At 72.3% G+C, this 25788-nt stretch carries 18 protein-coding genes; 14 read left to right on the top strand and 4 right to left on the bottom strand.

Going from position 1 to position 25788, the window contains the following annotated elements; all coding sequences use genetic code 11:
* Positions 1-22 precede the first annotated feature (22 nt).
* The 4 genes from MOV08_RS13950 to MOV08_RS13935 all read left to right on the top strand — a co-directional run bounded on the left by MOV08_RS13950 (position 23) and on the right by MOV08_RS13935 (position 5214).
* The gene (locus MOV08_RS13950; RefSeq protein WP_275307649.1) at positions 23-664 is read left to right on the top strand and encodes a hypothetical protein; all 642 of its coding nucleotides are present in this window, start codon (positions 23-25) and stop codon (positions 662-664) included.
* 94 nt (positions 665-758) lie between these two features.
* Positions 759-1576, top strand: a protein-coding gene (locus tag MOV08_RS13945) for an IS5 family transposase (RefSeq protein WP_420834154.1) whose coding sequence is annotated in 2 segments (ribosomal slippage) — positions 759-1110 and positions 1110-1576 — 819 coding nt in all. Because the reading frame shifts where the segments join, the coding sequence is not laid out codon by codon here.
* 230 nt (positions 1577-1806) lie between these two features.
* A complete protein-coding gene (locus MOV08_RS13940) occupies positions 1807-1995 on the top strand; it encodes a hypothetical protein (RefSeq protein ID WP_275307648.1) in 189 nt (62 codons plus the stop codon).
* Positions 1996-2073: 78 nt separating this feature from the next.
* Positions 2074-5214, top strand: coding sequence for a helix-turn-helix transcriptional regulator (locus tag MOV08_RS13935; RefSeq protein ID WP_338057394.1), 3141 nt, complete (start codon positions 2074-2076; stop codon positions 5212-5214).
* 54 nt (positions 5215-5268) lie between these two features.
* On the opposite strand, the gene MOV08_RS13930 is transcribed toward MOV08_RS13935, so the two are convergent.
* Positions 5269-6444: a PQQ-dependent sugar dehydrogenase gene (locus tag MOV08_RS13930; protein WP_275307646.1), complete on the bottom strand. Its 1176-nt coding sequence runs from the start codon at positions 6442-6444 to the stop codon at positions 5269-5271.
* Between the two features lie 330 nt (positions 6445-6774).
* The gene (locus tag MOV08_RS13925; RefSeq protein ID WP_039632538.1) at positions 6775-7818 is read right to left on the bottom strand and encodes an aldo/keto reductase; all 1044 of its coding nucleotides are present in this window, start codon (positions 7816-7818) and stop codon (positions 6775-6777) included.
* Positions 7819-7906: 88 nt separating this feature from the next.
* Here MOV08_RS13925 and MOV08_RS13920 point away from each other — a divergent pair, with 88 nt between their 5' ends.
* From MOV08_RS13920 to MOV08_RS13885, 8 genes are all read left to right on the top strand, one after another.
* Positions 7907-8899, top strand: a complete 993-nt coding sequence (locus MOV08_RS13920) for a 2-hydroxyacid dehydrogenase (RefSeq protein WP_039632537.1) — start codon at positions 7907-7909, stop codon at positions 8897-8899.
* Between the two features lie 274 nt (positions 8900-9173).
* Positions 9174-12098, top strand: coding sequence for a putative bifunctional diguanylate cyclase/phosphodiesterase (locus MOV08_RS13915; protein WP_420834153.1), 2925 nt, complete (start codon positions 9174-9176; stop codon positions 12096-12098).
* Between the two features lie 233 nt (positions 12099-12331).
* Positions 12332-14188 carry an acetolactate synthase large subunit gene (locus tag MOV08_RS13910; protein ID WP_275307645.1) on the top strand — a complete coding sequence of 619 codons (1857 nt, stop codon included), beginning with the start codon at positions 12332-12334 and terminating at the stop codon, positions 14186-14188.
* 41 nt (positions 14189-14229) lie between these two features.
* Complete coding sequence (gene ilvN, locus MOV08_RS13905; RefSeq protein WP_039632533.1) at positions 14230-14754, top strand: acetolactate synthase small subunit; 525 nt, start codon at positions 14230-14232, stop codon at positions 14752-14754.
* A gap of 102 nt (positions 14755-14856) precedes the next feature.
* The gene (gene ilvC / locus MOV08_RS13900) at positions 14857-15858 is read left to right on the top strand and encodes a ketol-acid reductoisomerase (protein WP_039632531.1); all 1002 of its coding nucleotides are present in this window, start codon (positions 14857-14859) and stop codon (positions 15856-15858) included.
* A 274-nt stretch (positions 15859-16132) separates the two neighbouring features.
* Complete coding sequence (gene serA / locus MOV08_RS13895) at positions 16133-17755, top strand: phosphoglycerate dehydrogenase (protein ID WP_052286733.1); 1623 nt, start codon at positions 16133-16135, stop codon at positions 17753-17755.
* Positions 17756-18027: 272 nt separating this feature from the next.
* Positions 18028-18447 carry a PRC-barrel domain-containing protein gene (locus tag MOV08_RS13890; RefSeq protein ID WP_338057160.1) on the top strand — a complete coding sequence of 140 codons (420 nt, stop codon included), beginning with the start codon at positions 18028-18030 and terminating at the stop codon, positions 18445-18447.
* 113 nt (positions 18448-18560) lie between these two features.
* Entirely contained in the window at positions 18561-19199 is a 639-nt protein-coding gene (locus MOV08_RS13885) for a TetR/AcrR family transcriptional regulator (RefSeq protein WP_275307644.1), read from the top strand.
* A 21-nt stretch (positions 19200-19220) separates the two neighbouring features.
* Here the strand turns inward: MOV08_RS13885 and MOV08_RS13880 are convergent, their stop codons facing one another.
* Both MOV08_RS13880 and MOV08_RS13875 read right to left on the bottom strand, forming a co-directional pair.
* Positions 19221-20948 (bottom strand): TIGR03767 family metallophosphoesterase, encoded by a 1728-nt coding sequence (locus tag MOV08_RS13880; RefSeq protein WP_275307643.1) that lies wholly within the window; start codon positions 20946-20948, stop codon positions 19221-19223.
* Positions 20949-21222: 274 nt separating this feature from the next.
* Positions 21223-22482: a PucR family transcriptional regulator gene (locus tag MOV08_RS13875; protein WP_275307642.1), complete on the bottom strand. Its 1260-nt coding sequence runs from the start codon at positions 22480-22482 to the stop codon at positions 21223-21225.
* A 203-nt stretch (positions 22483-22685) separates the two neighbouring features.
* Here MOV08_RS13875 and MOV08_RS13870 point away from each other — a divergent pair, with 203 nt between their 5' ends.
* Both MOV08_RS13870 and pruA read left to right on the top strand, forming a co-directional pair.
* Positions 22686-23612, top strand: coding sequence for a proline dehydrogenase family protein (locus MOV08_RS13870; protein ID WP_039632524.1), 927 nt, complete (start codon positions 22686-22688; stop codon positions 23610-23612).
* Between the two features lie 282 nt (positions 23613-23894).
* Entirely contained in the window at positions 23895-25535 is a 1641-nt protein-coding gene (pruA, locus tag MOV08_RS13865; protein WP_039632522.1) for an L-glutamate gamma-semialdehyde dehydrogenase, read from the top strand.
* Positions 25536-25788: the final 253 nt, after the last annotated feature.

Below are 25788 nucleotides of genomic sequence, written 5' to 3'. Positions count from 1 at the left end.
CACGGCACCTACGGTCGCGCCCATGGGAACGACGACCGACAAGCGAACCGACGACGCGACGACCGACCAGCCGACCAAGGACGCCACGACCAAGGACGCCACGGCCGAGGAGACCGCGGCCGAGAAGCGGACCGACGAGCCGCCGGCCGAGGGCGGGACGACCGCCGCCGCTGACACCGCCGCCGCTGACGCCGCCACCGCGGACGCCGCCACCGACGACGCCGCCGCAACCGCCGACGACACCGCCGACGACGCCGACACCCCCGAGGAGCCCGCCGCCTCGGCCGCCGCCGGGGCCGGTGCCGTGGTCGCCGCCGGCCTCGGCCTGGCCTCCGTCACCGGCACCTGGCTCGGCACCCTGCTCGCCGAACGGCAGACGGTGCTGGGCCAGATCAAGCTCCAGTCCGGCAAGGTCACCGACCAGATAGGCGCCGTCTACGGCACCCCCTGGCACACCACCGCCCTGGTCAACGGGGTGTTCGCGGTGCTCGCCATGCTCGTCGCCGCGGTGGTGCTGACCGGGCGCCGCCCCACCTGGGTGCGGGCCGTCGCCTGGGGCGGACTGGCACTCGGCCTGCTCGGGCTGCTCATCTCGGCGGGCATGTACCTCGACCTGTTCGCGAGCCTGCCCAGCCTCCCTAAGGCACCCGGCGGCGGCGCCTGAGCCGCGCATAAGGGCAACGGCGGGCGCGCCTAAGAGGTCCTAACAGAAGTGGTTGATCATGTGACTGCTGGCCTATTTGCTCGTTGGTCTGGTCGTGGGGAAACGTCAGTCGCGGCCGTGGATCGTGTCGGATGAACTGTGGGCGTTGGTCGAGCCGTTGCTGCCCAAGCCGGGGCCGAAGCTGGTTGAGGGGCGGCCGAGGGTGCCGGACCGGCAGGCGTTGTGCGGGATCCTGTTCGTGCTGCACACCGGCATCCAGTGGGAGTACCTGCCGCAGGAGCTGGGCTTTGGTTCGGGTATGACCTGCTGGCGGCGGCTGGCCGCCTGGAATGCCGCCGGGGTGTGGGACCAGCTGCATGTGCTGCTGTTGAAGAAGCTGCGGTCGGCGAAGAAGCTGGACTGGTCCCGGGCGGTGATCGACTCTTCCCATGTGCGGGCGGCCCGTAGGGGCCCAAAAGCGGTCCCAGTCCGGTCGATCGCGCACGGCCGGGCAGCAAGCACCACGTCGTCACCGACGCTCGGGGCATCCCGCTCGCGGTGTCGCTGACCGGCGGCAACCGCAACGACGTCACCCAGCTCCTGCCTCTGCTCGACAAGATCCCCCCTGTCGCCGGGGTTGTCGGCCGGCCCCGTCACCGGCCCGACGCACTGTTCGCCGACCGTGGCTACGACCACGACAAGTACCGGCGTCTGCTGTGGCAGCGCGGCATCCGTCCCGTGATCGCGCGGCGAGGCGAGCCACACGGCTCCGGCCTGGGCGTCTTCCGATATGTCGTCGAACGAACCATCGCCTGGCTGCACGGCTTCCGTCGCCTGCGCATCCGATGGGAGCGACGGGACGACATCCATGAAGCCTTCCTCGGACTCGCTACATGTCTCATCACCTACAGACACGTCCAACGCCTTTGTTAGGACCTCTAAGGCCCCTGAGGCGGTCCTGAGCATTTCTCGGCCCGCAGCGGACCTGGACGCCGGTTTCTAAGGCCCGGGCCGCCCGCCGCCCCCGGATCACCAGCCCGGTGACCCTCCCAAGATCAGGCAGTCTCCCGATGTGGCGGACCCCCCTCGGCAACGAGAGTGGAGGCCATCGGCGCCGGCCAATCGGACCGGCGCCCCACCGCCTCACCCCAAGGGGAGACACCGTGTACGCCTCCGAACTGGAACTCTGGGTCCGCTACGAGGAACTGCGCCGCCAGGCCGATCGTCGCCGCCTGGTGCGCCAGGCCGTCGAGGGGGCGAAGGACACCGCCCGCTCCGGGAGCGAGGAACCCGAAGGGCGGGTGAGAGCGGCCCGGGCCCGGCGGGGGCGCGTGCGGCGCGCCGCCGCCTGACCCGCAAGCCCCTACGGACCAGCGGGAACCGCCATGGGTGTGCCCGAAACCACTGCCGGACCGTCGGATCCCTGTGCGATGCTCGGCAGCGTGGAGAGCAGAGCCATCAGTCCCGTTTTCGTCGGCCGCGCGGCCGAACTCGCCGAGCTGGGCGACGCGCTGGCGCGGGCCGCGGCGTCCCGCGAGCCCCAGGCCCTGCTGATCGGGGGCGAGGCCGGGGTCGGCAAGACCCGTCTCGTCGAGGAGTTCTGCGAGACGGCCCGCGTCCGCGGCGCACAGGTCGCGCTCGGCGGCTGCATCGAAATCGGCTCCGAGGGGCTGCCGTTCGCCCCCTTCTCCTCGATCCTGCACACCCTCAACGCCCACCTACGGGACGAGCTGGCCGCCGCGGTCCACGGCCAGGAGGAAGAACTGGCACGCATCCTCCCGGAGTTGGGCGAAACGGCCAGGGAGTCCCGGGACAAGGAGACCGGCCGGGCCCGACTCTTCGAACTGACCGCCCGCCTCCTGGAGCGGCTCGCCGCCCACCGCACCCTCGTCATCGTCATCGAGGACCTCCACTGGGCCGACCGCTCCACCCGCGAGCTGCTCGCCTACCTCCTGCGGGCCCTCCACGACGCCCACATCCTCCTGGTCGTCACCTACCGCTCCGACGACATCCACCGCCGCCACCCGCTGCGCCCGTTCCTCGCCGAGATCGACCGGATGCGCACCGTCCGCCGCATCGAGCTGGACCGCTTCAACCGCGACGAGGTCCGCTCCCAGATCGCCGGGATCCGGGGCAGCGAACCCGCGGAGGACACCGTCGACCGGGTCTTCAAGCGCTCCGAGGGCAACGCCTTCTTCGTCGAGGAGCTGGCCCGCAGCCTCGCCGACGGCTGCCTCTACGGCCTCAGCGACCCCCTGCGCGACCTGCTGCTGGTGCGCGTCGAGGCGCTCCCCGAGGACGCCCAGCGGGTGGTGCGGATCGCCGCCGAGGGCGGCTCCACCGTCGAGCACGAACTCCTCGCCGCCGTCTGCCGGATGCCCGAGGACGACCTCATCGAGGCGCTCCGGGCCGCCGTCGGCAGCAACACCCTCCTGCCCACCCAGGACGGCACCGGCTACCGCTTCCGGCACGCCCTGGTCCGCGAGGCCGTCGTCGACGACCTGCTGCCCGGCGAGCGCACCCGCCTCAACCGCCGCTACGCACAGGCCCTGGAGACCGACCCGTCGCTGGTCCGCTCCGAGGTCTGCGCCACCCGGCTCGCCAGCTACTGGTACAAGGCGCACGACGCCGCCAAGGCGCTGCCCGCCGTGCTCGCCGCCTCCGTCCAGGCCCGCCGCCGGCACGCCTACGCCGAGCAACTCCGGCTGCTGGACCGCGCCCTGGAGCTGTGGGACGACGCGCCCCCCGAGGTGCGCCAGAGCGTGCGCCCGGCCGACTACGCCGAGGCGTACCCGGCCTGCGGCTGCGACGACGACGCCCTCCGCTTCCTGGACCTGCTCGCCGAGATCGCGGTGGCCGCCCGGCTGTCCGGCGACAGCGAGCGGGCCTTCACGATCACCAAACGCGCCCTGCGCGCCCTGCGCACCGAGAGCGACCCTTCCTCAGGCTCTCCACACGGTTCGAGCAAGGGGGACCCCCTTCGCATGGCCTGGTTCCTGGTGCAGCGCTCCCGCCTGTGCCAGGGCACCGGCCGCGGCGACGGCTGGGAGGACCTGGGCAAGGCCCAGGAGCTGATGCGCGGGCTGCCGCCGTCCTCCGTGCACGCCACCGTCACGGCCGCCGTCGCCAGCTGGCAGATGCTCCACGAACCGGGCCCCGGCACCTTCACCACCGCCGAACGCGCCGTGGAGCTCGCCCGGTTGGTCGGCGACGAGGAGGCCGAGCTGAACTCCCGGGTGACGCTGGCCGGGCTGCGGGTGGACGCCGGCGACGTCGAGGGCGGCCTCGACGAGTTCCGCACCGTCCTCGACCGGGCCGTCGAGCGCGGCTACTTCGCCGTCATCGGCCGCGGCTACGTCAACCTCCCGGGCACCCTCGAAGGCGTCGGCCGGTCCCACGAGTCCGTGGCGGTCACCGAGCGCGGCGTCGAGCTGACCACCCGCTACGGCCTGAAGAACAGCACCAGCTGGGTGCTGAGCAACCGCGCCGAATCGCTCCAGTCGCTGGGCCGCTGGGCGGAGGCCGGCCGGGCCGCCGCCGACGCCCGCCGGTTCGCCATGGACCACCGGGCCATCGCCCTGGCCGCCAGCCGGCTCACCGACCTGGCCCTGGACGAGGGCGACCTCGCCGCCGCCGAGCGCGAACTGGCCGTCGCCCGGGAGCACTACGGCACCCACGACCCCCAGCCGCAACACGCCCTGCCCATGGCGCGGCACGCCCTGCGGCTCGCCGCCCGCCAGGGCCGGATCCTGGACGCCCGCGCCATCCTCGTCCAGGCCGCGCTGGACGCCGGCTTCGCCCCCGGCCTGCACCGCTTCGCCTGGCCGCTGCTGTGGTCGGCCACCGCCGCCGAGTCCGACGCCCGCGGCCTGCCCGCCGCCGGGCCCGACCGGCCCGCGATCCTCGCCCGCATCCGGGACGTCGCCAAGCGGCTGGCCCGGCTCTCCCCGGTGTGGGACGCCCACGGCGCGGCGGTCGAGGCCGAACTCCGCCGCGCCGAGGGCCGGGAGTCCCCCGACGCCTGGGCCGAGGCGGTCGCCGCCTTCGAACGGCTGGAGCGCCCGCACGAGCTGGCCTGGTGCTGCTGCCGCTGGGCCGAGTCGCTGCTGCACGGCACCGAGCGGGCCACCGTCGGACTCGACGGCCGGACCCCGCGGGAGGCCGCCGTGCTGCTGCTCGGCCAGGCGCACACCGCCGCCGTGGAGATGGGCGCCCGCCCGCTGATCGGCGAGCTCGAACTCCTCGCCCAGCGCGCCCGGATACCCCTGCCCGGACAGTCGGCCCCCGGTGCGGCCCGCACCGCGCCCGGCTCGCCGCCGCCGGCCGCGCCCGCCGAGTCGCTGGGCCTGACCCCCCGCGAGCGGGACGTGCTCCGCCTCGTCGCCGACGGCCGCAGCAACCGCCAGATCGCCGACGCGCTGTTCATCTCGCCGAAGACCGCCAGCGTGCACGTCTCCAACATCCTCGCCAAGCTGGGCGTCTCGGGCCGCGGCGAGGCCGGCGCGGTCGCCCACCGGCTGCGGCTGTTCGCCGAGCCGGCCCCGGACGAGGAGCCGGCCCCGGTCAAGTAGCCGTCGTCGGCGTCCAGCGGGCGGACGGACCCCGGGTTCCGTCCGCCCAGGGGATCAGCTCACCTCCAGGCGGAGAATCCGGTCGTCCCCCTTGTGAGGCGTGCCCCGGCCGTCCGTATTGCCGGTGACCAGCCACAGCGCCCCGTCGCCGGCCGCCACCACGGTCCGCAGCCGCCCGTACTCGCCGGTCAGGAACGCCTGCGGCGCGGCCACCGGCTTCGTCCCGTTCAGGGCGATCCGCCACAGCCGCTGCCCGCGCAGCGACGCCATCCACAGCGAGCCCTTGACGTACGCCAGCCCGCTGGGCGAGGCGTCCGCGGGCTTCCACACCAGCACCGGATCGGCGTACCCCGGGGGCACCGCACCGCCCTTCCGCTTCCCCTCGACCTGCGGCCAGCCGTAGTTCCGTCCCGGTTCGATCAGATTGAGCTCGTCCCAGGCGTCCTGCCCGAACTCCGAGGCCCACAGCCGCTTGTCGGCGTCCCAGGCGAGCCCCTGGACGTTGCGGTGCCCGTAGTCGTACACCACCGAGTCCGGCTCCGGGTTGCCGTGCGCCGGCTCGCCGTCCGGGGTCATCCGCAGGATCTTCCCGGCCGGGGACTTCTTGTCCTGGGCCAGCGGCTTGTCACCGGTCTCGCCGGTGCCCGCGTACAACATCCGGTCCGGGCCGAACGCGATCCGCCCGCCGTTGTGGAACCGGCCCTTGGGGATGCCCTTGAAGATGGTGTTGGGCGCGCCCAGCTGGTTGCCCGGTTGGCGCCGCTCGTCGTAGATCATGCGCGCGATGCGGTTGTCGGACGCGGTGGTGAAGTACGCGTACACCTGGTGGTCGGTGCCGAACGACGAGGAGACCGCGAGCCCCAGCAGCCCGCCCTCGCCTCCGGGGGCCACCCCCGGCACCGACCCCAGCCCGGTGACCTTCCCGCCGTGCGCGGCGACCCGGACAATCCGCCCGGTGTCCCGCTCGCCGACCAGCAGGTCCCCGCCGGGCAGCGGCGCCACGCCCCACGGCGACTTCAGCCCGGTGGCCACCGTCCCGGTGACCCGCACCGTGCCCTTGGCGGGCGGCACCACCACGGACGAGGACGGACTCGGCGACGCCGTCCCGGCACGCCCACCGGGCCCGGCGGACCCGCCACCACCCGCGGCCGGCCCCCCACCGGACGAGCACCCCGCCACTAGCAGCAGCGAAGCGGCGGCCAACACGGCGATCCGGGAACGGCGTTGCACGGCAGAAGTCCTCTCGTCGGCAGGCGGGACAAGGACACCACATCCCCCGCACCCACCCCCTCACCCGAGCTTCCACTCACCGCAATTCCACCCACTCACGGGAGGTGACGGGCCTGCGGGGCTGGGGTGTCCGGACGTAAAGCGCAGCAGTCCGGACACCCCCAGCCCCGCAGGCCCGTCACCGCACCCAACAACCCCCGCGCCGCAGGCGCACAAGTCAAACCCCCACGGCGGGCACGCCGACAACGTGGGAAACCCGCAAGCGCAGCGACAACGTGGGAAACCCGCCCAGCGCAGCGACAACGTGGGAGGCCAGCGAACCGCAGCGCCTCAGTACCAGGACTCCCGCGCCGGCGGCAGCGACGCGATCTCCCGCAGGTCCTCGGGGGCCAGCACCAGCTCCGCCGCCTTGGCGTTCTGCGCCGCCCAGCGCTCCTTCTTCGTGCCCGGGACGGGGACCACATGACGCCCCTGCGCCAGCACCCAGGCCAGCGCGACCTGACCGGGGGCGGCCCCGTACCGGGCGCCGACCCGACGCAGCCCGGCCACCACCGGCTGGTTGGCGGCCATCATCTCCGCGGTGAACCGCGGGTGCCGGGCCCGTATGTCCTCCGGTTCGAAGCCCTGCCCCGGGGTGAGGGTGCCGGTCAGGAAGCCGTTGCCCAGCGGCATCGCCGCCAGGAACCCCACCCCGCGCGACTCGCACCACGGCAGCAGCTCCGCCAGCGCCGCCGGCGACCACACCGACAGCTCCGCCTGCACGCTGCTCACCGGGAACACCTGCTGGACGCGCTCCAGTTGACGCAGCGTCCCGGCGTGCAGCCCCCCACCGGGCGGCCCGCCCCGTCCGCCCGGCGCCGCCCGGCCCGTCCGCAGGGTGCGCGGCGTCCGCGCCGCGCGCGCCCCCACCGCGCAGAGCCCCAGCGACCGCACCTTCCCCACGGCCACCAGCTCCGCCATCGCCCCCCAGGTCTCCTCGATGGGCACCTCGGGGTCCGCGCGGTGCAGTTGGTAGAGGTCGATGTGGTCGGTCTGCAGGCGCCGCAGCGAGGCGTCGCAGGCACGCTTGATGTAGCCGGGCCGCCCGTTGGCGACGATGTGCTGGTCGCCGGCGAGCAGCCCGCACTTGGTCGAGACGAAGGCGTCCCGGCGCCGCTCCTTGAGCACCCGTCCGACCAACAGCTCGTTGGTGAACGGGCCGTACATGTCCGCGGTGTCCAACAGGCTGCACCCCCGGTCGAGCGCGGCGTGCAGCGCCCGCAGCGACCCCTCCTTGCTGCGCTGCGACTCGCTGTACCCCCAGCTCATCGGCATGCAGCCGAGGCCGATCGCGCCCACCTCCAGGGCCGCCGCGCCGATTGTCCTGCGCTCCACCTGGTCGTGCCTCCGTCCCCTCGCCCCCGATCAAGGGCCAGACCAAACTAACGTCTGAACCAAACGTCTCTTCGCATAGCCTCGGGCCATGGCAACCGCAGACCCGCACCCGACCCCCGGCGACGTGTGGCTCCCGATCCCGCCCGGTGAGATCGACGGCCTTCCCGACGGCCTCAACTACGTCCACTGGGACGCCGGTCCCGACTACCCGGCCGACCCCGCCCGGTGCGTCTTCTACGCCGTCCCGTACATGAAGGCCGCCGACGTCTGTCTGCGCCCGCTGACGCGGATGCGCCGGGTGCGCGTGGTGCAGGCCCTCACGGCCGGGATCGATCACCTGCTCCCCGGGCTGGAGCACATGCCGCCGGGTGCGCAGTTGTGCAACGCCCGGGGGCTGCACGACGCCAGCACCGCCGAGTTGGCGCTCACCCTGACGCTGGCGTCGCTGCGCGGCGTGCCGGACTTCGTCCGGGCACAGGACGCGGGCGCGTGGCGGCCGGACTACCGTCCGGCACTTGCCGACAAGTCGGTCCTCATTGTGGGCTATGGTTCGATCGGCAGTGCCATCGAGGACCGGCTCACACCCTTCGAATGCGCGCGGGTCATGCGCATCGCGCGCACCGCCCGTGACACTGTGCGCGGTCCGGTGCATCCACTCTCCGAGCTGACCGCCCTCCTGCCCACCGCGGACGTCGTCATCCTCGCCACTCCGCTCACCGCGCAGACGCGTGGCCTGGTCGGACGCGATTTCCTGGCCCGGATGAAGGACGGCGCACTCCTGGTGAACGTCGCCCGGGGAGCGATCGTCGACACCGCCGCGCTGCTCTCCGAGGTCGAGTCGGGACGGCTCTGCGCGGCCCTCGACGTCACCGATCCGGAACCCCTGCCCGCCGACCATCCGCTGTGGCACGCTCCCGGCGTGCTCGTCACTCCACACGTCGGCGGCCCCAGCTCTGCCTTCCTGCCCCGTGCGAAGCGGCTACTGCGCGGTCAATTGGCGCTTTTCGCGGCCGGCGAGCCCGTCCGGAACGTCGTCGCCGCGGCACCGGAATCCACAGTGGATCGCTCTACGAGGCCGTAGGACTGCTCTCCGTGTCTATAAATCCCTAGGTTGTCACGCTCTGTAGAGGCACTATGTCCCTGAGTGACGGATCTGGTGTATCGTCCCGAGCGGGGATGCGCCGGGATCGTCACGGCGCGACACGAAAGATCCGGAACCGAGGGGGGCGACGGGCGATGTACTGCCGATGGATGATCCGCGAGACACGCGATCCACGAGCGCCCGCAGCAAGGCCGACGGGACCCCGGACGCACCGCTCCCGACGCGGCCCGGCCCGGAAGAACGGGAGAGCACGGTGAGCGCCCCGGGGGCGATGCTCTCCAGGTCGCCCGTGCAGACCGGCGGTGCGCCGAACCCGGTGCCCCAGGTCACGCTGGCCGTCGTCTGCGGCGGCTACGCGGTCGGCTCCGCGGTGGGCTGGGGATCACCGCGCATCGCCGCGATCATGGGGGACTTCGGGCTCAGCTTCGCCGCCCTCGTCGCCGCCGTCTCCTGCGGCCTGTACGCCCGCAGGTACTCCACGCCCTTCCGCCCGGCCTGGGTCCTGTTCGCCCTCTCGTCCGGGATGGCCGGCCTCGGCAACGGCGTCTGGGGCTGGTACGAGGTCTTCCAGGGGTCCGCCGTCCCCAGCCCCTCCCTGGCCGACTTCTGCTTCCTGCTGTTCGCGCCGCCGGCCATCGTCGGCCTGCTGGTGCTCGCCAAGCGGCCGGTGACCAAGGCGGGTTGGGTCTGCCTCGGGCTCGACGCCTGGCTGATCGCCGGCTCGCTGCTCACCCTCTCCTGGAGCCTCGCGCTCGCGCACACCGCGCACTTCCAGGGCCGCACGGTCGCCCAGAGCGCCCTCTCGCTGGCCTATCCGCTGCTGGACATCGTGCTCGTCAGCATGGTCCTGGCACTGCACTTCCGGCGCTCCTCGGTGCACCGCTCGGCGATCAACACCGCCATCGCCGCGCTGGCGCTGACGGTGCTGTGCGACGCGCTGTTCAGCTCCCCGCTGCTGCACGACCACTACCGCTCCGGCCAGATCCTGGACGCCGGCTGGTTCGCCGGCTCGATGCTCTTCGCCTACGCCCCGTGGGTGGGCCGCCGGTCCGGCGCGGAGAGCGAGGCCCCGGACCCGCGGCAGGCGGCCCGCCGTCCGCAGCCGCCCGGCAGCCGCCCGATCGCGGGCTCGCTGGCCGCCCTGACCCCGTATCTGGCCGCCGCCGTCTGCACCTTGGGCATCCTCACCAACGTCCTGGACGGGCGGCGCATCGACCGCGTGGTGCTCTTCACCGGCTGCACGGTCGTGCTCGCCCTCGTCGTCCGGCAGGGCATCATGCTGCTCGACAACATCACCCTCACCCAGGAACTGGCGCAGAAGGAGAACCACTTCCGCTCCCTGGTGCAGGGCTCCAGCGACGTCATCATGATCGCCGCGCCCACCGGCGTGCTGCGGTACGTCAGCCCCGCCGCCGCCGGGGTCTACGGCCGCGACGCCGAGGAACTGGTCGGCGCCGAACTCGCCTCGCTGATCCACCCCGAGGACCTGGGCCGGGTGGTCCACGAGGTCCGCCGGTTCCTCGCCGCCTCGCCCGAGGTCGAGCCGACCACCCGGATCGAGTGCCGCTTCCGGGCCGGCGGGCAGCGCGCCGGCGGAGGGGGCACCTCCCGCTCGAGCGAAGCCGAGAGTGGGGGAAGGTGGCTGAACGTCGAGTCCACGGTCAACCGCCACCACGGCGGCCTGATCTTCAACTCCCGCGACGTCACCGAGCGCGTCCGGCTCCAGGCCCAGCTCCAGCACAACGCCTCGCACGACGCGCTCACCGACCTGCCCAACCGCGCGCTGTTCACCGAGCGGGTCACCAAGGCCGTCACCGGCCGCCGGGCCAGCGACCACGACACCGCCGTGCTCTACATCGACCTCGACGGCTTCAAGCAGGTCAACGACACCATCGGCCACCAGGCGGGCGACGAGCTGCTGATCCAGGCGGCCCGCCGGCTCGCGGAATCGGTGCGGGCCGGCGACATAGCGGCCCGGCTCGGCGGCGACGAGTTCGCCGCGCTCATCACCGGCGACGGCACCCGCGACCGCGCGGCCCGGGAGTACCGCATCCTGGAGATCGCCGACCGGCTCCGGCTCCGGCTCTCCGAGCCCTACCGCATCGACGGCCGGGACGTCCGGGTCGCGGCCAGCATCGGCGTGGCCTTCGCCGAACCGGGCGTCAGCCCGGCGGGCCTGCTGCGCAACGCCGACCTGGCGATGTACCGCGCCAAGCAGGCCGGCAAGGGCCGGGTGGAGCTCTACGCCCCGCAGATGCAGGACGAGGTCGCGCACCGCGCCGAACTCGCCGGCAAGCTCCGCACCGCCCTCCAGGACGGCGAGTTCGCGCTGCTGAACCAGCCGGTGGTCGAGCTGGCGAGCGGCCGGATCACCGCGGTCGCCGCGCACGCCCGCTGGCGGTCCGCCGAGGGCATCCTCTTCACCCCGGCCGAGTTCCTCCGGGTCGGCGACCGCGGGCGGCTCACCGACGAGGGCGGCGAGCGCGCCGCCGAACTCGGCCGCTGGCAGCTGGAGGAGGCCGTGGAGCAGGCCGCCGCCCGGCAGCGCGCCGGCCACCAGGTCCCGGTCGCCGTCCGGCTCTCCGCCCGGCGCCTGCTGGACCGCGCGCTGACCCCCAAGGCCATCGAGGCACTGCTCGCCCGGCACGGCCTGCCCACGGGCGCGCTCGTCCTGGAATTGTCCGAAAGCGACCCCCGGGTCCCGCTGGACGACCTGGAGCGCCGGCTGGTCGCGCTGCGCCGGCTCGGCGTGCGGACCGCGCTGGACGGCTTCGGCAGCGGGTACGCCGCGATGAACGCGCTGCGCCGGCTCCCCATCGACGTCCTGCGGCTGGACCGCGGGCTGATCGACGGGGTGGTGGAGTCCCCCCGGCTGCACAAAATCACCGCCGGGCTGCTGCGGATCGCCTCCGACCTCGGCATGCAGTCGGTCGCGGAAGGCGTGGACCTGCCCGAACAGGTGTTGGCACTGCGCTCGATGGGGTGCACCCACGGCATGGGACTGGCCTTCTCCGGTCCGCTGGACGAGCATCGGCTGCGCCGCGCGCTGACCCGTGGCAGCTACCCGGTGCCGGACCTGACCGGCCCGGGGCGGGCGGTGGTGCTCAGCGGCAGCCGTCCCGTTCGGCACGGTGCCGCGGCCGGAGAGGCGGAGACATCCCCCGTTGCGCCCAAATAGTGAGACCTCCGTCCCACCCACTTGACACTCGGTGCACGGGAGGGGGAGGGTCAGTGCCATGCGCACCCGAATTCTCGTACTTGGAAAGCGCGTCGGCTGAAGCTGGGACCCTGACGAACCCGGCTGACCACACCGACGCGCTCCCCTCGCTTGCCTCACGGCACGAGGGGTTTTTTGTTGCATCGCAACCTCACAAATCCCGCCAAAACCCTCAGCTTCGAGAAGAGACGCAGATGACCGAGCAGGCCACCGGGGCCCACCATCCGCAGCCGCGGGCCCGTAACTCCGGCGGATCGCACCAGCCCGCGACCGTCGAGCACGTCACGGGCGCGCAGTCCCTCATCCGTTCGCTGGAGGAGGTCGGGGCCGACACCGTGTTCGGCATCCCCGGCGGTGCGATCCTCCCGGCGTACGACCCGATGATGGACTCCTCGAAGGTCCGGCACGTGCTGGTGCGGCACGAGCAGGGCGCGGGACACGCCGCCACCGGATACGCCCAGGCCACCGGCAAGGTCGGGGTCTGCATGGCGACGTCCGGGCCGGGCGCCACCAACCTCGTCACCCCGATCGCCGACGCGCACATGGACTCCGTGCCGCTGGTCGCGATCACCGGTCAGGTCTCGTCCAAGTCGATCGGCACGGACGCCTTCCAGGAGGCGGACATCTGCGGCATCACCATGCCGATCACCAAGCACAACTGGCTGGTCACCGACCCGGCCGACATCCCCAAGACGATCGCCGAGGCGTTCCACGTCGCCTCCACCGGCCGCCCCGGCCCGGTCCTGGTCGACATCGCCAAGGACGCCCTCCAGGCACAGACCACCTTCGTCTGGCCGCCGCAGACCGACCTGCCGGGCTACCGCCCCGTCACCAAGCCGCACGCCAAGCAGATCCGCGAGGCCGCCCGGCTGATCGCCGAGTCCAAGCGCCCGGTGCTCTACGTCGGCGGCGGCGTCCTGAAGGCCGGCGCCACGGCCGAGCTGAAGGTGCTCGCCGAGCTGACCGGCGCCCCGGTCACCACCACCCTGATGGCGCTGGGCGCCTTCCCCGACAGCCACCCGCAGCACCTCGGCATGCCGGGCATGCACGGCTCGGTCACCGCGGTCGCCGCGCTGCAGAAGGCCGACCTGCTGATCACCCTCGGCGCCCGCTTCGACGACCGGGTCACCGGCAAGCTGGACTCCTTCGCCCCGTACGCCAAGGTCGTGCACGCGGACATCGACCCGGCGGAGATCGGCAAGAACCGCGCCGCGGACGTGCCGATCGTCGGGGACGCCCGCGAGGTCATCGCCGACCTGATCGTCGCGGTCCAGGCCGAGCACGAGGCGGGCCACAAGGGCGACTATGCGGCCTGGTGGAAGGACCTCAACCGCTGGCGGGAGACCTACCCGCTGGGCTACGACCTGCCCGACGACGGCAGCCTCTCCCCGCAGCAGGTCATCGAGCGGATCGGCAAGCTCGCCCCGCCCGACACGATCTTCGCCGCGGGCGTCGGCCAGCACCAGATGTGGGCCGCCCACTTCATCCACTACGAGCGGCCCGCCACCTGGCTGAACTCCGGCGGCGCCGGCACCATGGGCTACGCCGTGCCCGCCGCGATGGGCGCCAAGGCCGGCAAGCCGGACCGCACCGTCTGGGCGATCGACGGCGACGGCTGCTTCCAGATGACCAATCAGGAACTGGTCACCTGCGCGCTGAACAACATCCCGATCAAGGTCGCGATCATCAACAACGGCGCGCTGGGCATGGTCCGTCAGTGGCAGACCCTCTTCTACAACCAGCGCTACTCCAACACCGTGCTGCACAGCGGCCCCGAGGACATCAACCCGCAGGCCAAGGGCACCCGTGTGCCGGACTTCGTCAAGCTGGCCGAGGCGATGGGCTGCGCCGCGCTGCGCTGCGAGGACCCGGCCGAGCTGGACAAGGTCATCGAAGAGGCCAACGCCATCAACGACCGCCCGGTGGTGGTCGACTTCATCGTCCACGAGGATGCCCAGGTGTGGCCGATGGTCGCCGCCGGCACCTCCAACGACGAGGTCATGGCCGCCCGGGGCGTGCGTCCCGACTTCGGCGACAACGAAGACGACTGACCCAGGACGTCACGGACGCACGGAAGAAGAGAGAAGACGACATGTCCAAGCACACGCTCTCCGTCCTGGTGGAGAACACCCCCGGCATCCTCGCCCGGATCGCCGCGCTGTTCTCCCGCCGCGGCTTCAACATCGACTCGCTGGCGGTGGGGGTCACCGAGCACCCCGACATCTCCCGCATCACCATCGTGGTCAGCGTCGAGAAGCTGCCGCTGGAGCAGGTCACCAAGCAGCTCAACAAGCTCGTCAACGTCCTGAAGATCGTCGAGCTGGAGCCGGGCTCGGCCATCCAGCGCGAACTGGTCCTGGTGAAGGTCCGCGCCGACAACGAGACCCGCTCCCAGATCGTCGAGATCGTCCAGCTCTTCCGCGCCAAGACCGTGGACGTCTCGCCGGACGCCGTGACGATCGAGGCCACCGGGTCCAGCGACAAGCTGGAGGCGATGCTCCGGATGCTGGAGCCCTTCGGCATCAAGGAACTGGTGCAGTCCGGCACCATCGCGATAGGCCGTGGCGCCCGGTCCATCACCGACCGCTCGCTGCGCGCGCTGGACCGTACGGCCTGATTCCGGCGGTCCGTTCGGACCGTATGCCGAGACCCCCCGACTTTTCCCTCCTCGCCCGACGTACTGTGTGGGCACCCCGCTAGATCCAAGGAGAAAACCGAAGTGGCTGCCGAGCTGTTCTACGACGACGACGCCGACCTGTCCATCATCCAGAACCGCAAGGTCGCGGTCATCGGTTACGGGAGCCAGGGGCACGCCCACGCGCTGTCCCTGCGCGACTCGGGCGTCGACGTGCGCGTCGGTCTGCACGAGGGCTCCAAGTCGAAGGCCAAGGCCGAGGAGCAGGGCCTGCGCGTGGTGACGCCGGCCGAGGCGGCGGCCGAGGCGGACGTCATCATGATCCTGGTGCCGGACCCGATCCAGGCCAAGGTCTACGAGGAGTCCATCAAGGAGCACCTCAAGGACGGCGACGCGCTGTTCTTCGGGCACGGCCTGAACATCCGCTACGGCTTCATCAAGGCCCCGGCCGGCGTGGACGTCTGCATGGTCGCCCCCAAGGGCCCCGGCCACCTGGTCCGCCGCCAGTACGAGGAGGGCCGCGGCGTGCCGTGCATCGCGGCCGTCGAGCAGGACGCCTCCGGCAAGGCGTTCGACCTGGCGCTCTCCTACGCCAAGGGCATCGGCGGCACCCGCGCCGGCGTCATCAAGACCACCTTCACCGAGGAGACCGAGACCGACCTGTTCGGTGAGCAGGCGGTGCTCTGCGGCGGCGCCTCGGCGCTGGTCAAGGCGGGCTTCGAGACCCTGGTCGAGGCGGGCTACCAGCCCGAGATCGCCTACTTCGAGTGCCTCCACGAGCTGAAGCTGATCGTGGACCTCATGTACGAGGGCGGCCTGGAGAAGATGCGCTGGTCGGTCTCCGAGACCGCCGAGTGGGGCGACTACGTCACCGGCCCGCGGATCATCACCGACGCCACCAAGGCCGAGATGAAGAAGGTGCTCACCGAGATCCAGGACGGCACCTTCGCCAACAACTGGATGGCGGAGTACAACGCCGGCCTGCCGAAGTACAACGAGTACAAGAAGGCCGACGAGAACCACCTGCTGGAGACCACCGGCAAGAAGCTGCGCAAGCTGATGAGCTGGGTGGACGACGAGGCGTAAGCCGTGGGACAAGGGGGTCGCGACACTGCTCGCGGCCCCCTCGTCCATATGTCGCCGCACCACCTTGTCCACCGCGTAGAACCACGCATGAGTGATCCTTACGCTTCGGCACAGACCGTGCCGTGCCCCGCCACTACACTGCTCGTCACAAGCGCGTCAGGCTCACAGCGTCGTGCGTCTTCCACGCGGCATTCCCCCCTACCGCCTTCGGCCGTCGGGACGGCCGTCGTCCCCCACTGCCCCCAGGGCATGGGCGGTACCTCCAGCGGACCAGATGAGGACTGAAGACCACGTGAGCACTGCCAACCCGGGTAAACCCGTTGTACTGATCGCCGAGGAGCTCTCGCCGGCCACCGTCGACGCCCTCGGCCCGGATTTCGAGATCCGGCACTGCAACGGCGCCGACCGCGCCGAACTGCTTCCCGCCATCGTCGACGTCGACGCCATCCTCGTGCGCAGCGCGACGAAGGTCGACGGCGAGGCGATCGCCGCCGCCAAGAAGCTGAAGGTCATCGCCCGGGCCGGCGTGGGCCTGGACAACGTCGACGTCTCCGCCGCCACCAAGGCCGGCGTGATGGTCGTGAACGCCCCGACCTCCAACATCGTCACCGCCGCCGAGCTGGCCTGCGGTCTGCTGGTCGCCACCGCCCGCAACATCCCGCAGGCGAACACCGCGCTGAAGAACGGCGAGTGGAAGCGCAGCAAGTACACCGGCGTCGAGCTCAGCGAGAAGACCCTCGGCGTGGTCGGCCTCGGCCGGATCGGCGTGCTGGTCGCCCAGCGGATGTCCGCGTTCGGCATGAAGGTCGTGGCCTACGACCCCTACGTCCAGCCGGCCCGCGCCGCGCAGATGGGCGTCAAGCTGCTGACCCTGGACGAGCTGCTGGAGGTCTCGGACTTCATCACCGTCCACCTCCCCAAGACCCCCGAGACCATCGGCCTGATCGGGGACGAGGCGCTGCACAAGGTCAAGCCGAGCGTCCGGATCGTCAACGCCGCCCGCGGCGGGATCGTCGACGAGGAGGCGCTGGCCGGCGCGCTCAAGGAGGGCCGGGTGGCCGGCGCGGGCCTCGACGTGTACGCCGTCGAGCCCTGCACCGACTCGCCGCTGTTCGCGTTCGACCAGGTCGTGTGCACCCCGCACCTGGGCGCCTCGACGGGCGAGGCACAGGAGAAGGCCGGTATCGCGGTCGCCAAGTCGGTGCGGCTGGCGCTCGCCGGCGAGCTGGTCCCGGACGCGGTCAACGTCCAGGGCGGCGTGATCGCCGAGGACGTCAAGCCCGGGCTGCCGCTGGCCGAGCGGCTGGGCCGGATCTTCACCGCGCTGGCCGGCGAGGTCGCCATGCGCCTCGACGTCGAGGTGTACGGCGAGATCACCCAGCACGATGTGAAGGTGCTCGAACTCTCCGCGCTCAAGGGCGTGTTCGAGGACGTCGTGGCGGAGACGGTGTCCTACGTCAACGCCCCGCTCTTCGCGCAGGAGCGTGGCGTCGAGGTGCGGCTGACCACCAGCAGCGAGTCGCCCGAGCACCGCAACGTGGTCACCGTGCGCGGCACCCTCGCCAGCGGCGAGGAGGTGTCGATCTCCGGCACGCTCGCCGGCCACAAGAACGTCCAGAAGGTCGTCGCGGTCGGTGACCACTCCATCGACCTGGCGCTCGCCGACCACATGGCGTTCCTGCGCTACACCGACCGCCCCGGCGTCGTCGGCACCGTCGGCCGGATCCTGGGCGAGGCGGGCATCAACATCGGCGGCATGCAGGTCGCCCGGGCCGACGTCGGCGGTGAGGCGCTGGTCGTGCTGACGGTCGACGACACCATCCCGGCGAACGTGCTGTCGGAGATCTCCGAGGAGATCGGCGCGACCTCGGTGCGCGCGGTGAACCTCACCCACTGAGCCTCCGGCTCTCGTGGTTCCACGGGCCCGGTCCCCGCTTCGGCGGGGGCCGGGCCCGCGGCCGTCGGGACGAAGTACGGGGCGCGTGCAGGGGGTGGCACCGGTGTCCGCGCGGGTCGACGACGCATACCGCGATTCACTCGAATGGGTTAGGGGTGGCCCGCCGGGGCCCGGTGCCGGCGGGTCCGCCGAGTCGCCGGGTCGGCGTGACCGGCGCGCAATGGGATCTGTGCGCGCGGGCAGCCGGTGCGCACGGAAGGAGGCGGGACGCCATGAACGCACCCGTGGGGGACACCCCGCAGAGCCTGACCGGACTGCACGTGGTGGACGCGGAGGGCGCCAAGCTCGGCCTCGTCCAGCAGGTGTACCGGGACGACGCGACCGACGAGCCCGAGTGGATCACCGTACGGACCGGGCTGTTCGGGCTGAAGGAGACCTTCGTGCCGCTGGCCGGGGCCCGGCGGGTCGGCGACGAACTGCACCTGCCGCACACCAAGCACACGATCAAGGAGACGCCGCGGATCGACGCCCACGGCCATCTCGACCCGTCCGAGGAGGACCGGCTCTACCGCCACTACGGGCTGATCGGCCCGGGGCCGAGCCGGGACACCGGGGCGCCGGGGGCGCCGGGCCCGTCTGAGACCGGTGGCACGGGCGGTGCCGCCGGTGCGGAGGGCGGCCCCGCGGGGTAGACCGGTCGGGTCCGCCGGGGCCGCCGCGGACGTCGGGACCGCCCGCGCCGGCCGGTACATCCGTGTAAGACGCTTGTCTGGTACGGGTGTACGGCCGGAGGTGGGGTGCCCGCATGGGACACCGCGAAGATCTGTTGGAGGGCGCCAAGCGGTGCCTCGTGGAGAAGGGGTACGCGCGCACCACCGCCCGCGACATCGTGGCCGCCTCCGGCGCCAACCTCGCCTCCATCGGCTACCACTACGGCTCCAAGGACGCCCTGATGCGCCAGGCGGTCATCGCGTCCAGCGAGGAGTGGGGCACCGGGATGGTCGCACTGGCCCCGGCCGACCGGGAAGCGTCGGCCGAGGACGCCGATCCGCTGGCGCGCTTCGCCGCCACCTGGGACACCGTGCTGCACCGCATCGCCACCGAGCGGGAGTTCATCGCCGCCCAGGTCGAGGTGCTCGGACTGCTGCCGCGCGACGAGGGACTGCGCGAGGCGATCGGCGAGGTGCTGCCGGAGGGCGGCGAGGGGCTGGTCGCGATCTTCGAGGGGGTGCCGGACACCGAGGTCGGCGCCACGGCCGCCCGGATCGTCGGCCCCTTCTACCAGGCGCTGCTCACCGGCCTGATGGTGCAGTCGCTGGTCCGGCCGGACGCGATGTCCACCGGCGCCGACCTGGCGGAGGCGGTGCGCCGGGTGACGAAGGGCGAGGTGCTCGGCCCGGACGGGCAGGAGCGCGGGGCGGCGCGGGCCGAGGACGGGGCGTAGCCCCGGCCCGCGCCGGCCGGCTCACTTCCCGGGGCGGGTCAGCAGCAGCTCGGTGTTGTGGTCGGCAGGGGTGCCGATCTTGGCGTCCGGCGTGGCGTACGGGTCGTTGTACGACAGCTCGCGGTAGAGGGCGGCGAGCCCGGCGTCGGAGGTGTCGGTGACGTCGGCGACGTACGGCGCGGCGGACTCGATCAGGGTGGTGAACAGGGACAGCGTGCCGTCGCCGTTGTCGGCCAGCTCGATGATCCGGGCGTGCTGCGGGAAGTCGACGTGGGAGGCGGTGTTGATCTCCCAGAAGGCGCGTTCGGGCACCGCGTGGCCGTGCGGGGTGATGCGGTTCTCGTGGGTGTGGCCGTTCACCCAGGCGACCACGTTCGGGTAGCGCTGGAGCAGGTCGACCAGGGCCTTGCCGTCGTGCCGGGCCTCGAAGGGCCGGTAGGGGTCGGGCAGCAGATTGCCCATGCTGGCGCTGGTGTGGTGGCTGAACAGGACGATCAGACAGTCGCCGCCGCTGCCGCGCACCGTGCGGCCGTCGGTGTCGTACCAGCGGCTGCTGTGCGACTGCAGGACCGACTCCAGCCAGTGCAGCTGGGCCGTGCCCAGCGAACCGTCCGCCCAGCCCGCGCGGTTGGTGGTGTCCAGGCTGACTCCCAGGACGCCCTCGGCGAGCGGGAAGGTGTAGTACAGCCGGCCGCTCTCCGCCGCGTCGGAGGTGAAGCCGTGGCCGACCGGGCCCGCGCCGGTGTAGGCCGGGTCCAGATGGGCCTTGGCGAACTCGGTCGGGGTGAACGGGTGGCGCCGCTCGTCCGGGGTGATCTTGCGGATCGCGCCGCCGCCGGACAGCAGCGAAGCGAGCAGCGTCGCGGCCTGCGCCGGGTCGTGCTTGAGGGCGTCCGAGAGTCGGGCAGCGGTGGCGTCGTCGCACCCCTCCAGCTTCCGGTCGCCGGTGTACAGCGAGCCCAGCAGGCCGAGGTCGGGCAGGGTGCCCTCGATGCTGTCGTCGTGGTTGCCGACCGTGGTGTACCAGGGGACGGACAGGCCGGGCGCGCTGAACGGGCGGGCCGCGCCGGACAGGAAGCCCGGTATCTGGGGCAACCCCTTGGCCTTGTAGGCGTCCTGGAGCGTGGACTCGGGGTTCCAGTACGCCGCGTTGCCGGAGTTCTGCACGCCTTCGTAGCGCCGCGGGTCGCCGCTGCCGGGGGTGATCCGGCCGCCGCTCATCACCGTCAGATACCAGTCGAGCTCGATCCGCTCGTGGTTGTCGGTGTTGTCGCCGGTGGCCATCACCGAGCCGAACGGCATCCCGGTGTACGGGCCTTGGCGCACCGCGTTGACCCGCTCGACCAGCGAGGAGGCGCCGCGCACGGTCAGCGCCTCCTGCGGGCGGTGCGCGCTGTCGTTGAACCGGGCCAGATACTCGAACCGGACCGGCGACTCGACGTCCGCCAGGTGCAGGTCGGTGAACTGCACGAAGGAGGCGAGCCCGGTCCGGCGGTCGTCCCGCCCCGCGCCCGCGCCGGCCAGGTCGCCGCGTACCACCAGCGGCCAGCCCGGACCGGCCACCAGCCTCTTGTACGCCCCGGTGCCGACCGGGCGGGCGGCCTGCTCCAGCGTGGTGCCCCGGGTCCGCACGGCCCGCGCCGCGGTGACCGCCAGCGCCCGGTCGTACGAGGCCGCCGACCACAGCGCGGCACCCGCCGCCACGGCGGACATTCTCGACACGAATTGTCGGCGGTTCATCCCGTGCATCAAATCCCCCTGGGGCAGCGGTACATGGCGGCAGGCAGGGGTGCCCCGAGAACCCGTCCGGCAGTCGGGCACCCTCGGACGGCGCACACGCTACTTGTCGGTAGCGGTCGTTAACAGGCCCTGTGCACAACGGGTTCATGGACATCAGGTGGCGTCCCGGTGCACTCCGGGGCATCCTGCGGCGCTTTCGCGGAGGCGCCGCCAACGCCCAACTCCCGGCGCCGAGTTCGCCGTGCTCCCCGCCCCACCCGGCCCTCGCCTGGCCGGTCCCGCTCTAGAGCCGCGCCGCCTTGAGTGCCATGTGGAGCAGCAGCCGGTCCGCGCCCTCGTCCAGGTCGAGGCCGGTCAGCTTCTCGACCCGGGCCAGGCGGTAGTAGAGCGTCTGGCGGTGGATGCCCAGCTGCTGGGCGGTGCGGCCGGCCTGGCCCGCGCAGTCCAGGAACGCCTCCGCGGTACGGGCGAGTTCGGCGTGCGCGGGGGCCAGCAGCGGGGCGACGGACGGGTCGGGCGCGGCGGCCGGGAGGGCGGTCAGCAGGCGGTAGGCACCGAGTCCGTCCCATGCGGCGACCGGGCCCAACCGGGGTTCGGCGCGGGCCGCGCGGGCCGCGTCCAGGGCCTGCTGCCAGCTCGCCGGCAGCTCGGCCAGCTCCCGGGTGGCGAGGCCGATCCCGGCGGCGCCCCGGGTGGGGCGGGTCCCGGCCGGGCCGCCGGCCGCCGGGCCGGCCGCCGCCCGCGGGGAGCGCAGCAGATGGTCGGCGGCCGTGTGGGCCGGGGCCGGCGAGCCGGTCTGGCGCAGCCGGACGAGCCCGGCCAGCGCGGACTCGGCGGCGCCGGGGCCCGGCCGGTCCGGGCGGCCGGCGTCCCCCGCGGGCAGCGGGCAGGCGGCCAGCAGCCCGGGCAGGCTCGGCAGCGGAGCGGTGTCGGTGGCGGCGGTGTCCCAGGGGAGGACCGCCACCAGGGTGAGCGGGGTGCCGGGGGTGAAGCGCAGGGTGTCCCGGAGGGCGTCCCGCAGCGCGGCCGCAGCGGCGGCCCGGCCGGCGGTCCGGGAGGTCAGCAACTCCCGCAGCACCTGGGCGAGTTCGGAGCCGGCCCGGGACTCGTCGGCCAGCAGGGCGCCGATCCGTGCGGCGGTCTCCATCGCCTGGGCCATCCGGGGGTCGGGCGGGGTGCCGGCGCCGCCCAGCGCCAGGTCGGTCAGATGGCCGTCGTCCAGCAGCCAGACGTAGCCGTGCACCACTCCCCGGTGCCGTACGGGCAGACAGATCCGGCCTTTGAACACCCCCGCCGCCGGGTCCGGGGGGATCCGCAGCGGGGACGTGGCGCGGGCGATCCCGAACGCCTCGAACCACGCCCGCACCGCGGCCGAGGACCGCCGCTGGAGGATCGAGCGGGTCCGTACCGGGTCCATGACCTCGTCGTCCTCGCCCTCGTGCGCGCCGAACGCGATCAGCCCGAAGTCCCGGTCCTCCAGTGTCGCCGGCGCCCCGAGCGCCGCCGAGATCTCGTCCACCAACTGCTGGTAGTCACCGCGCACCGCCGCCCGACCCCTCTCCCGTCACTGCCGTCACCTGCCTCCCATTCTCATACATCTGTCTGAGATGCCGGCCACGAAGGCGTGACAGCTGTCGATGGCCGGAAAGTGGCGAGATCCTTAAATTTCAGGTGGCTCATCTTGCCGCCGCGACCGCCCGATCGGCGCCCGCCGGCATTTGTCATCCTGAATCGTGGAGGTGCCCCATGCTGGGTCCCGTGCTCCTCGCCGCCGCGCGCAGCGACAGCATCCGCCGCGTCGTCGCGGCCGCTCCGGTCACCCGACCGGTGGTCGACCGGTTCGTCGCCGGCGAGCGCCTGGACGAGTCGATGACGGCGGTACGGAATCTGGCCGCCCGCGGCATGGAGGTCACCCTCGACCACCTCGGCGAGGACATCACCGACCCGGCCGAGGCGCTGCGCAACCGCGACGCCTACCTCCAGCTGGCCGCGGCGCTCAAGGAACTGGGACTGGGCGCCAAGGCCGAGATGTCGGTCAAGCTCTCCGCCTTCGGGCAGGCGCTGCCCGGCGGGCACGACCTCGCGCTGCGCAACGTCACCCCCGTGGTCGAGGCCGCCGCCGAAGCCGGCACGACCGTGACGCTGGACATGGAGGACCACACCACGGTCGACTCCACCCTCGCGATCCTCGGCACGCTGCGCGAGCGCTTCCCCCAGACGGGCGCGGTGCTCCAGTCGTACCTCTTCCGCACCGAGGACGACTGCCGGGCCCTGGCCGGGGAAGGCTCCCGGGTGCGGCTGGTCAAGGGCGCCTACAAGGAGCCCGCGGCGGTCGCGTTCCAGGACAAGCGGGAAGTCGACCGGGCCTACGTGCGCTGCCTGAAGATCCTGATGGCCGGGCAGGGCTACCCGATGATCGGGTCCCACGACCCGCGGATGGTCGCCATCGCCCAGGAGCTGGCACACCGCAACGGCCGCAAGCCCGCGGACTACGAGTTCCAGATGCTGTTCGGTATCCGCGAGGCGGAACAGCAGCGGCTGGTGGAGGAGGGCCACCGGATGCGGGTCTACATCCCCTACGGGACGGACTGGTACGGCTACTTCATGCGCCGCCTCGCCGAGCGCCCGGCCAACCTCGCGTTCTTCCTGAGGTCGCTCGCCACCCGCGGCTGACGGAACCGGGACTGCCCGCGGCGGATGTCCGCCGCGGGCACCCCGCTGACCGGCTCATTTGGGACGGGGTTTACCGTCTCTTTTGATGCTATATGGGTAGACCCTGGACAGGAGGATCCTCCCTGGACGGCGCCACCGGCAGCCGGCCACCCGCCGTGGCAGCGGCCTCGGCACGACCGACGTACACCGACGTACGACAACACACCGACATACGACAACGAAGTGATCGCATACCGGCGGTCACGAGCGTGACGATCGCAAGCGTAAGGAGACACGGCCACCATGGACGCTGTGACCCAGGTCCCCGTGCCGGTGAACGAGCCGGTGCACAGCTACGCCCCGGGCAGCCCGGAGCGCTTCCGCCTGGAGGCCAAGCTCAAGGAGCTGGCCGGCAACCCCATCGAGCTGCCCATGACCATCGGCGGCAAGCAGCGGATGGGCGGCGGCGAGCGCTTCGACGTCGTACAGCCGCACCACCACTCCGCCCGCCTGGGCACCTACGCCAACGCCACCGTCCAGGACGCCCAGGACGCGGTCGACGCCGCGCTGGCCGCCGCTCCCGCCTGGCGCGCGATGTCCTTCGACGACCGCGCCGCGATCATCCTCAAGGCCGCCGACCTGCTGGCCGGCCCCTGGCGCGAGACGATGGCCGCCGCCACCATGCTCGGCCAGTCCAAGACCGCCCAGCAGGCCGAGATCGACACCCCCTGCGAACTGGTCGACTTCTGGCGCTTCAACGTCCACTTCGCGCGCCAGATCCTGGCCGAGCAGCCCCCGGTGAACGCCCCCGGCGTGTGGAACCGCTCGGACCACCGCCCCCTGGAGGGCTTCGTCTACGCGATCACGCCCTTCAACTTCACCGCGATCGCCGGCAACCTCCCCACCGCCCCCGCCCTCATGGGCAACGTGGTGGTCTGGAAGCCGTCCCCGACCCAGACCCTCGCCGCGGTGCTGCTGATGCGCCTGCTGGAGGAGGCCGGCCTGCCGGCCGGCGTCATCAACCTCGTCACCGGCGACGGCAAGGACGTCTCCGAGGTGGCCCTGACCCACCCCGACCTGGCCGGCATCCACTTCACCGGCTCGACCAGGACCTTCCAGTACCTCTGGAAGACCGTCGGCACCAACATCGAGAAGTACCGGACCTACCCGCGGCTGGTCGGCGAGACCGGCGGCAAGGACTTCATCGTCGCCCACCCGTCGGCGGACCGGGCCGTGCTGAAGACCGCCATGACCCGCGGCGCCTTCGAGTTCCAGGGCCAGAAGTGCTCCGCGGCCTCCCGCGCCTACGTCCCGGCGTCCCTGTGGAACGCCGGCTTCAAGGAGGAGTTCGCCGCCGAGGTCGACGCCCTGACCATGGGCGACGTCACCGATCTGGCGCACTTCATGGGTGCCGTCATCGACGAGCGCTCCTTCGCCAAGAACAAGGCGGCGATCGACCGCGCCAAGGCCGACCCGACCGTCGAGGTCGTGGCCGGCGGCACCTACGACGACAGCGTCGGCTACTTCGTCCGCCCGACGGTCCTGGTCTCCACCGACCCGGAGAACGAGATCTTCAAGGACGAGTACTTCGGCCCGATCCTCGGCGTCCACGTCTACGACGACACGGTCGAGGGCGGCTACGAGGCCATGCTCGACCAGATGGAGTCCGCCTCGGCCTACGGCCTGACCGGCGCCGTCATCGCCCAGGACCGCGCCGCGGCCGCCACCACCTGCGAGAAGCTGCGCTTCGCGGCCGGCAACTTCTACATCAACGACAAGCCCACCGGCGCCGTGGTCGGCCAGCAGCCGTTCGGCGGCGGGCGCGCCTCCGGCACCAACGACAAGGCCGGCGCCAAGCAGAACCTGATGCGCTGGACCTCCACCCGCTCCATCAAGGAGACCCTGGTCCCGCCGACCGACTACCGCTACCCGCACATGGGCTGACGCCCCCTCGCACACCCGCGGCCCGGTACCCCTTGGGGGTGCCGGGCCGCGGCCGTCGTGGCACCGTCGATCCAGTCCAGGAAGCGCCCCGGAACCGCGCCCGGACCGCCCCGCGCGTGATCGCCGTCTCAAATAGTAGGAAGCCCAAGTAATTGTGCAGACAGCACGGCCCGGCTGTCCTAGCTTTGTAGGAGCCGAACGTATCGCTGCATCCAGCGAATGCGGATGAGGCCCGACGCGCCCGCGCAGGTGA

It is taken from the genome of Streptomyces yunnanensis (genome assembly GCF_029011865.1).
Classification (GTDB): Bacteria; Actinomycetota; Actinomycetes; order Streptomycetales; family Streptomycetaceae; genus Streptomyces; species Streptomyces yunnanensis.
This window is presented reverse-complemented; position numbering and strand designations above follow the sequence as displayed.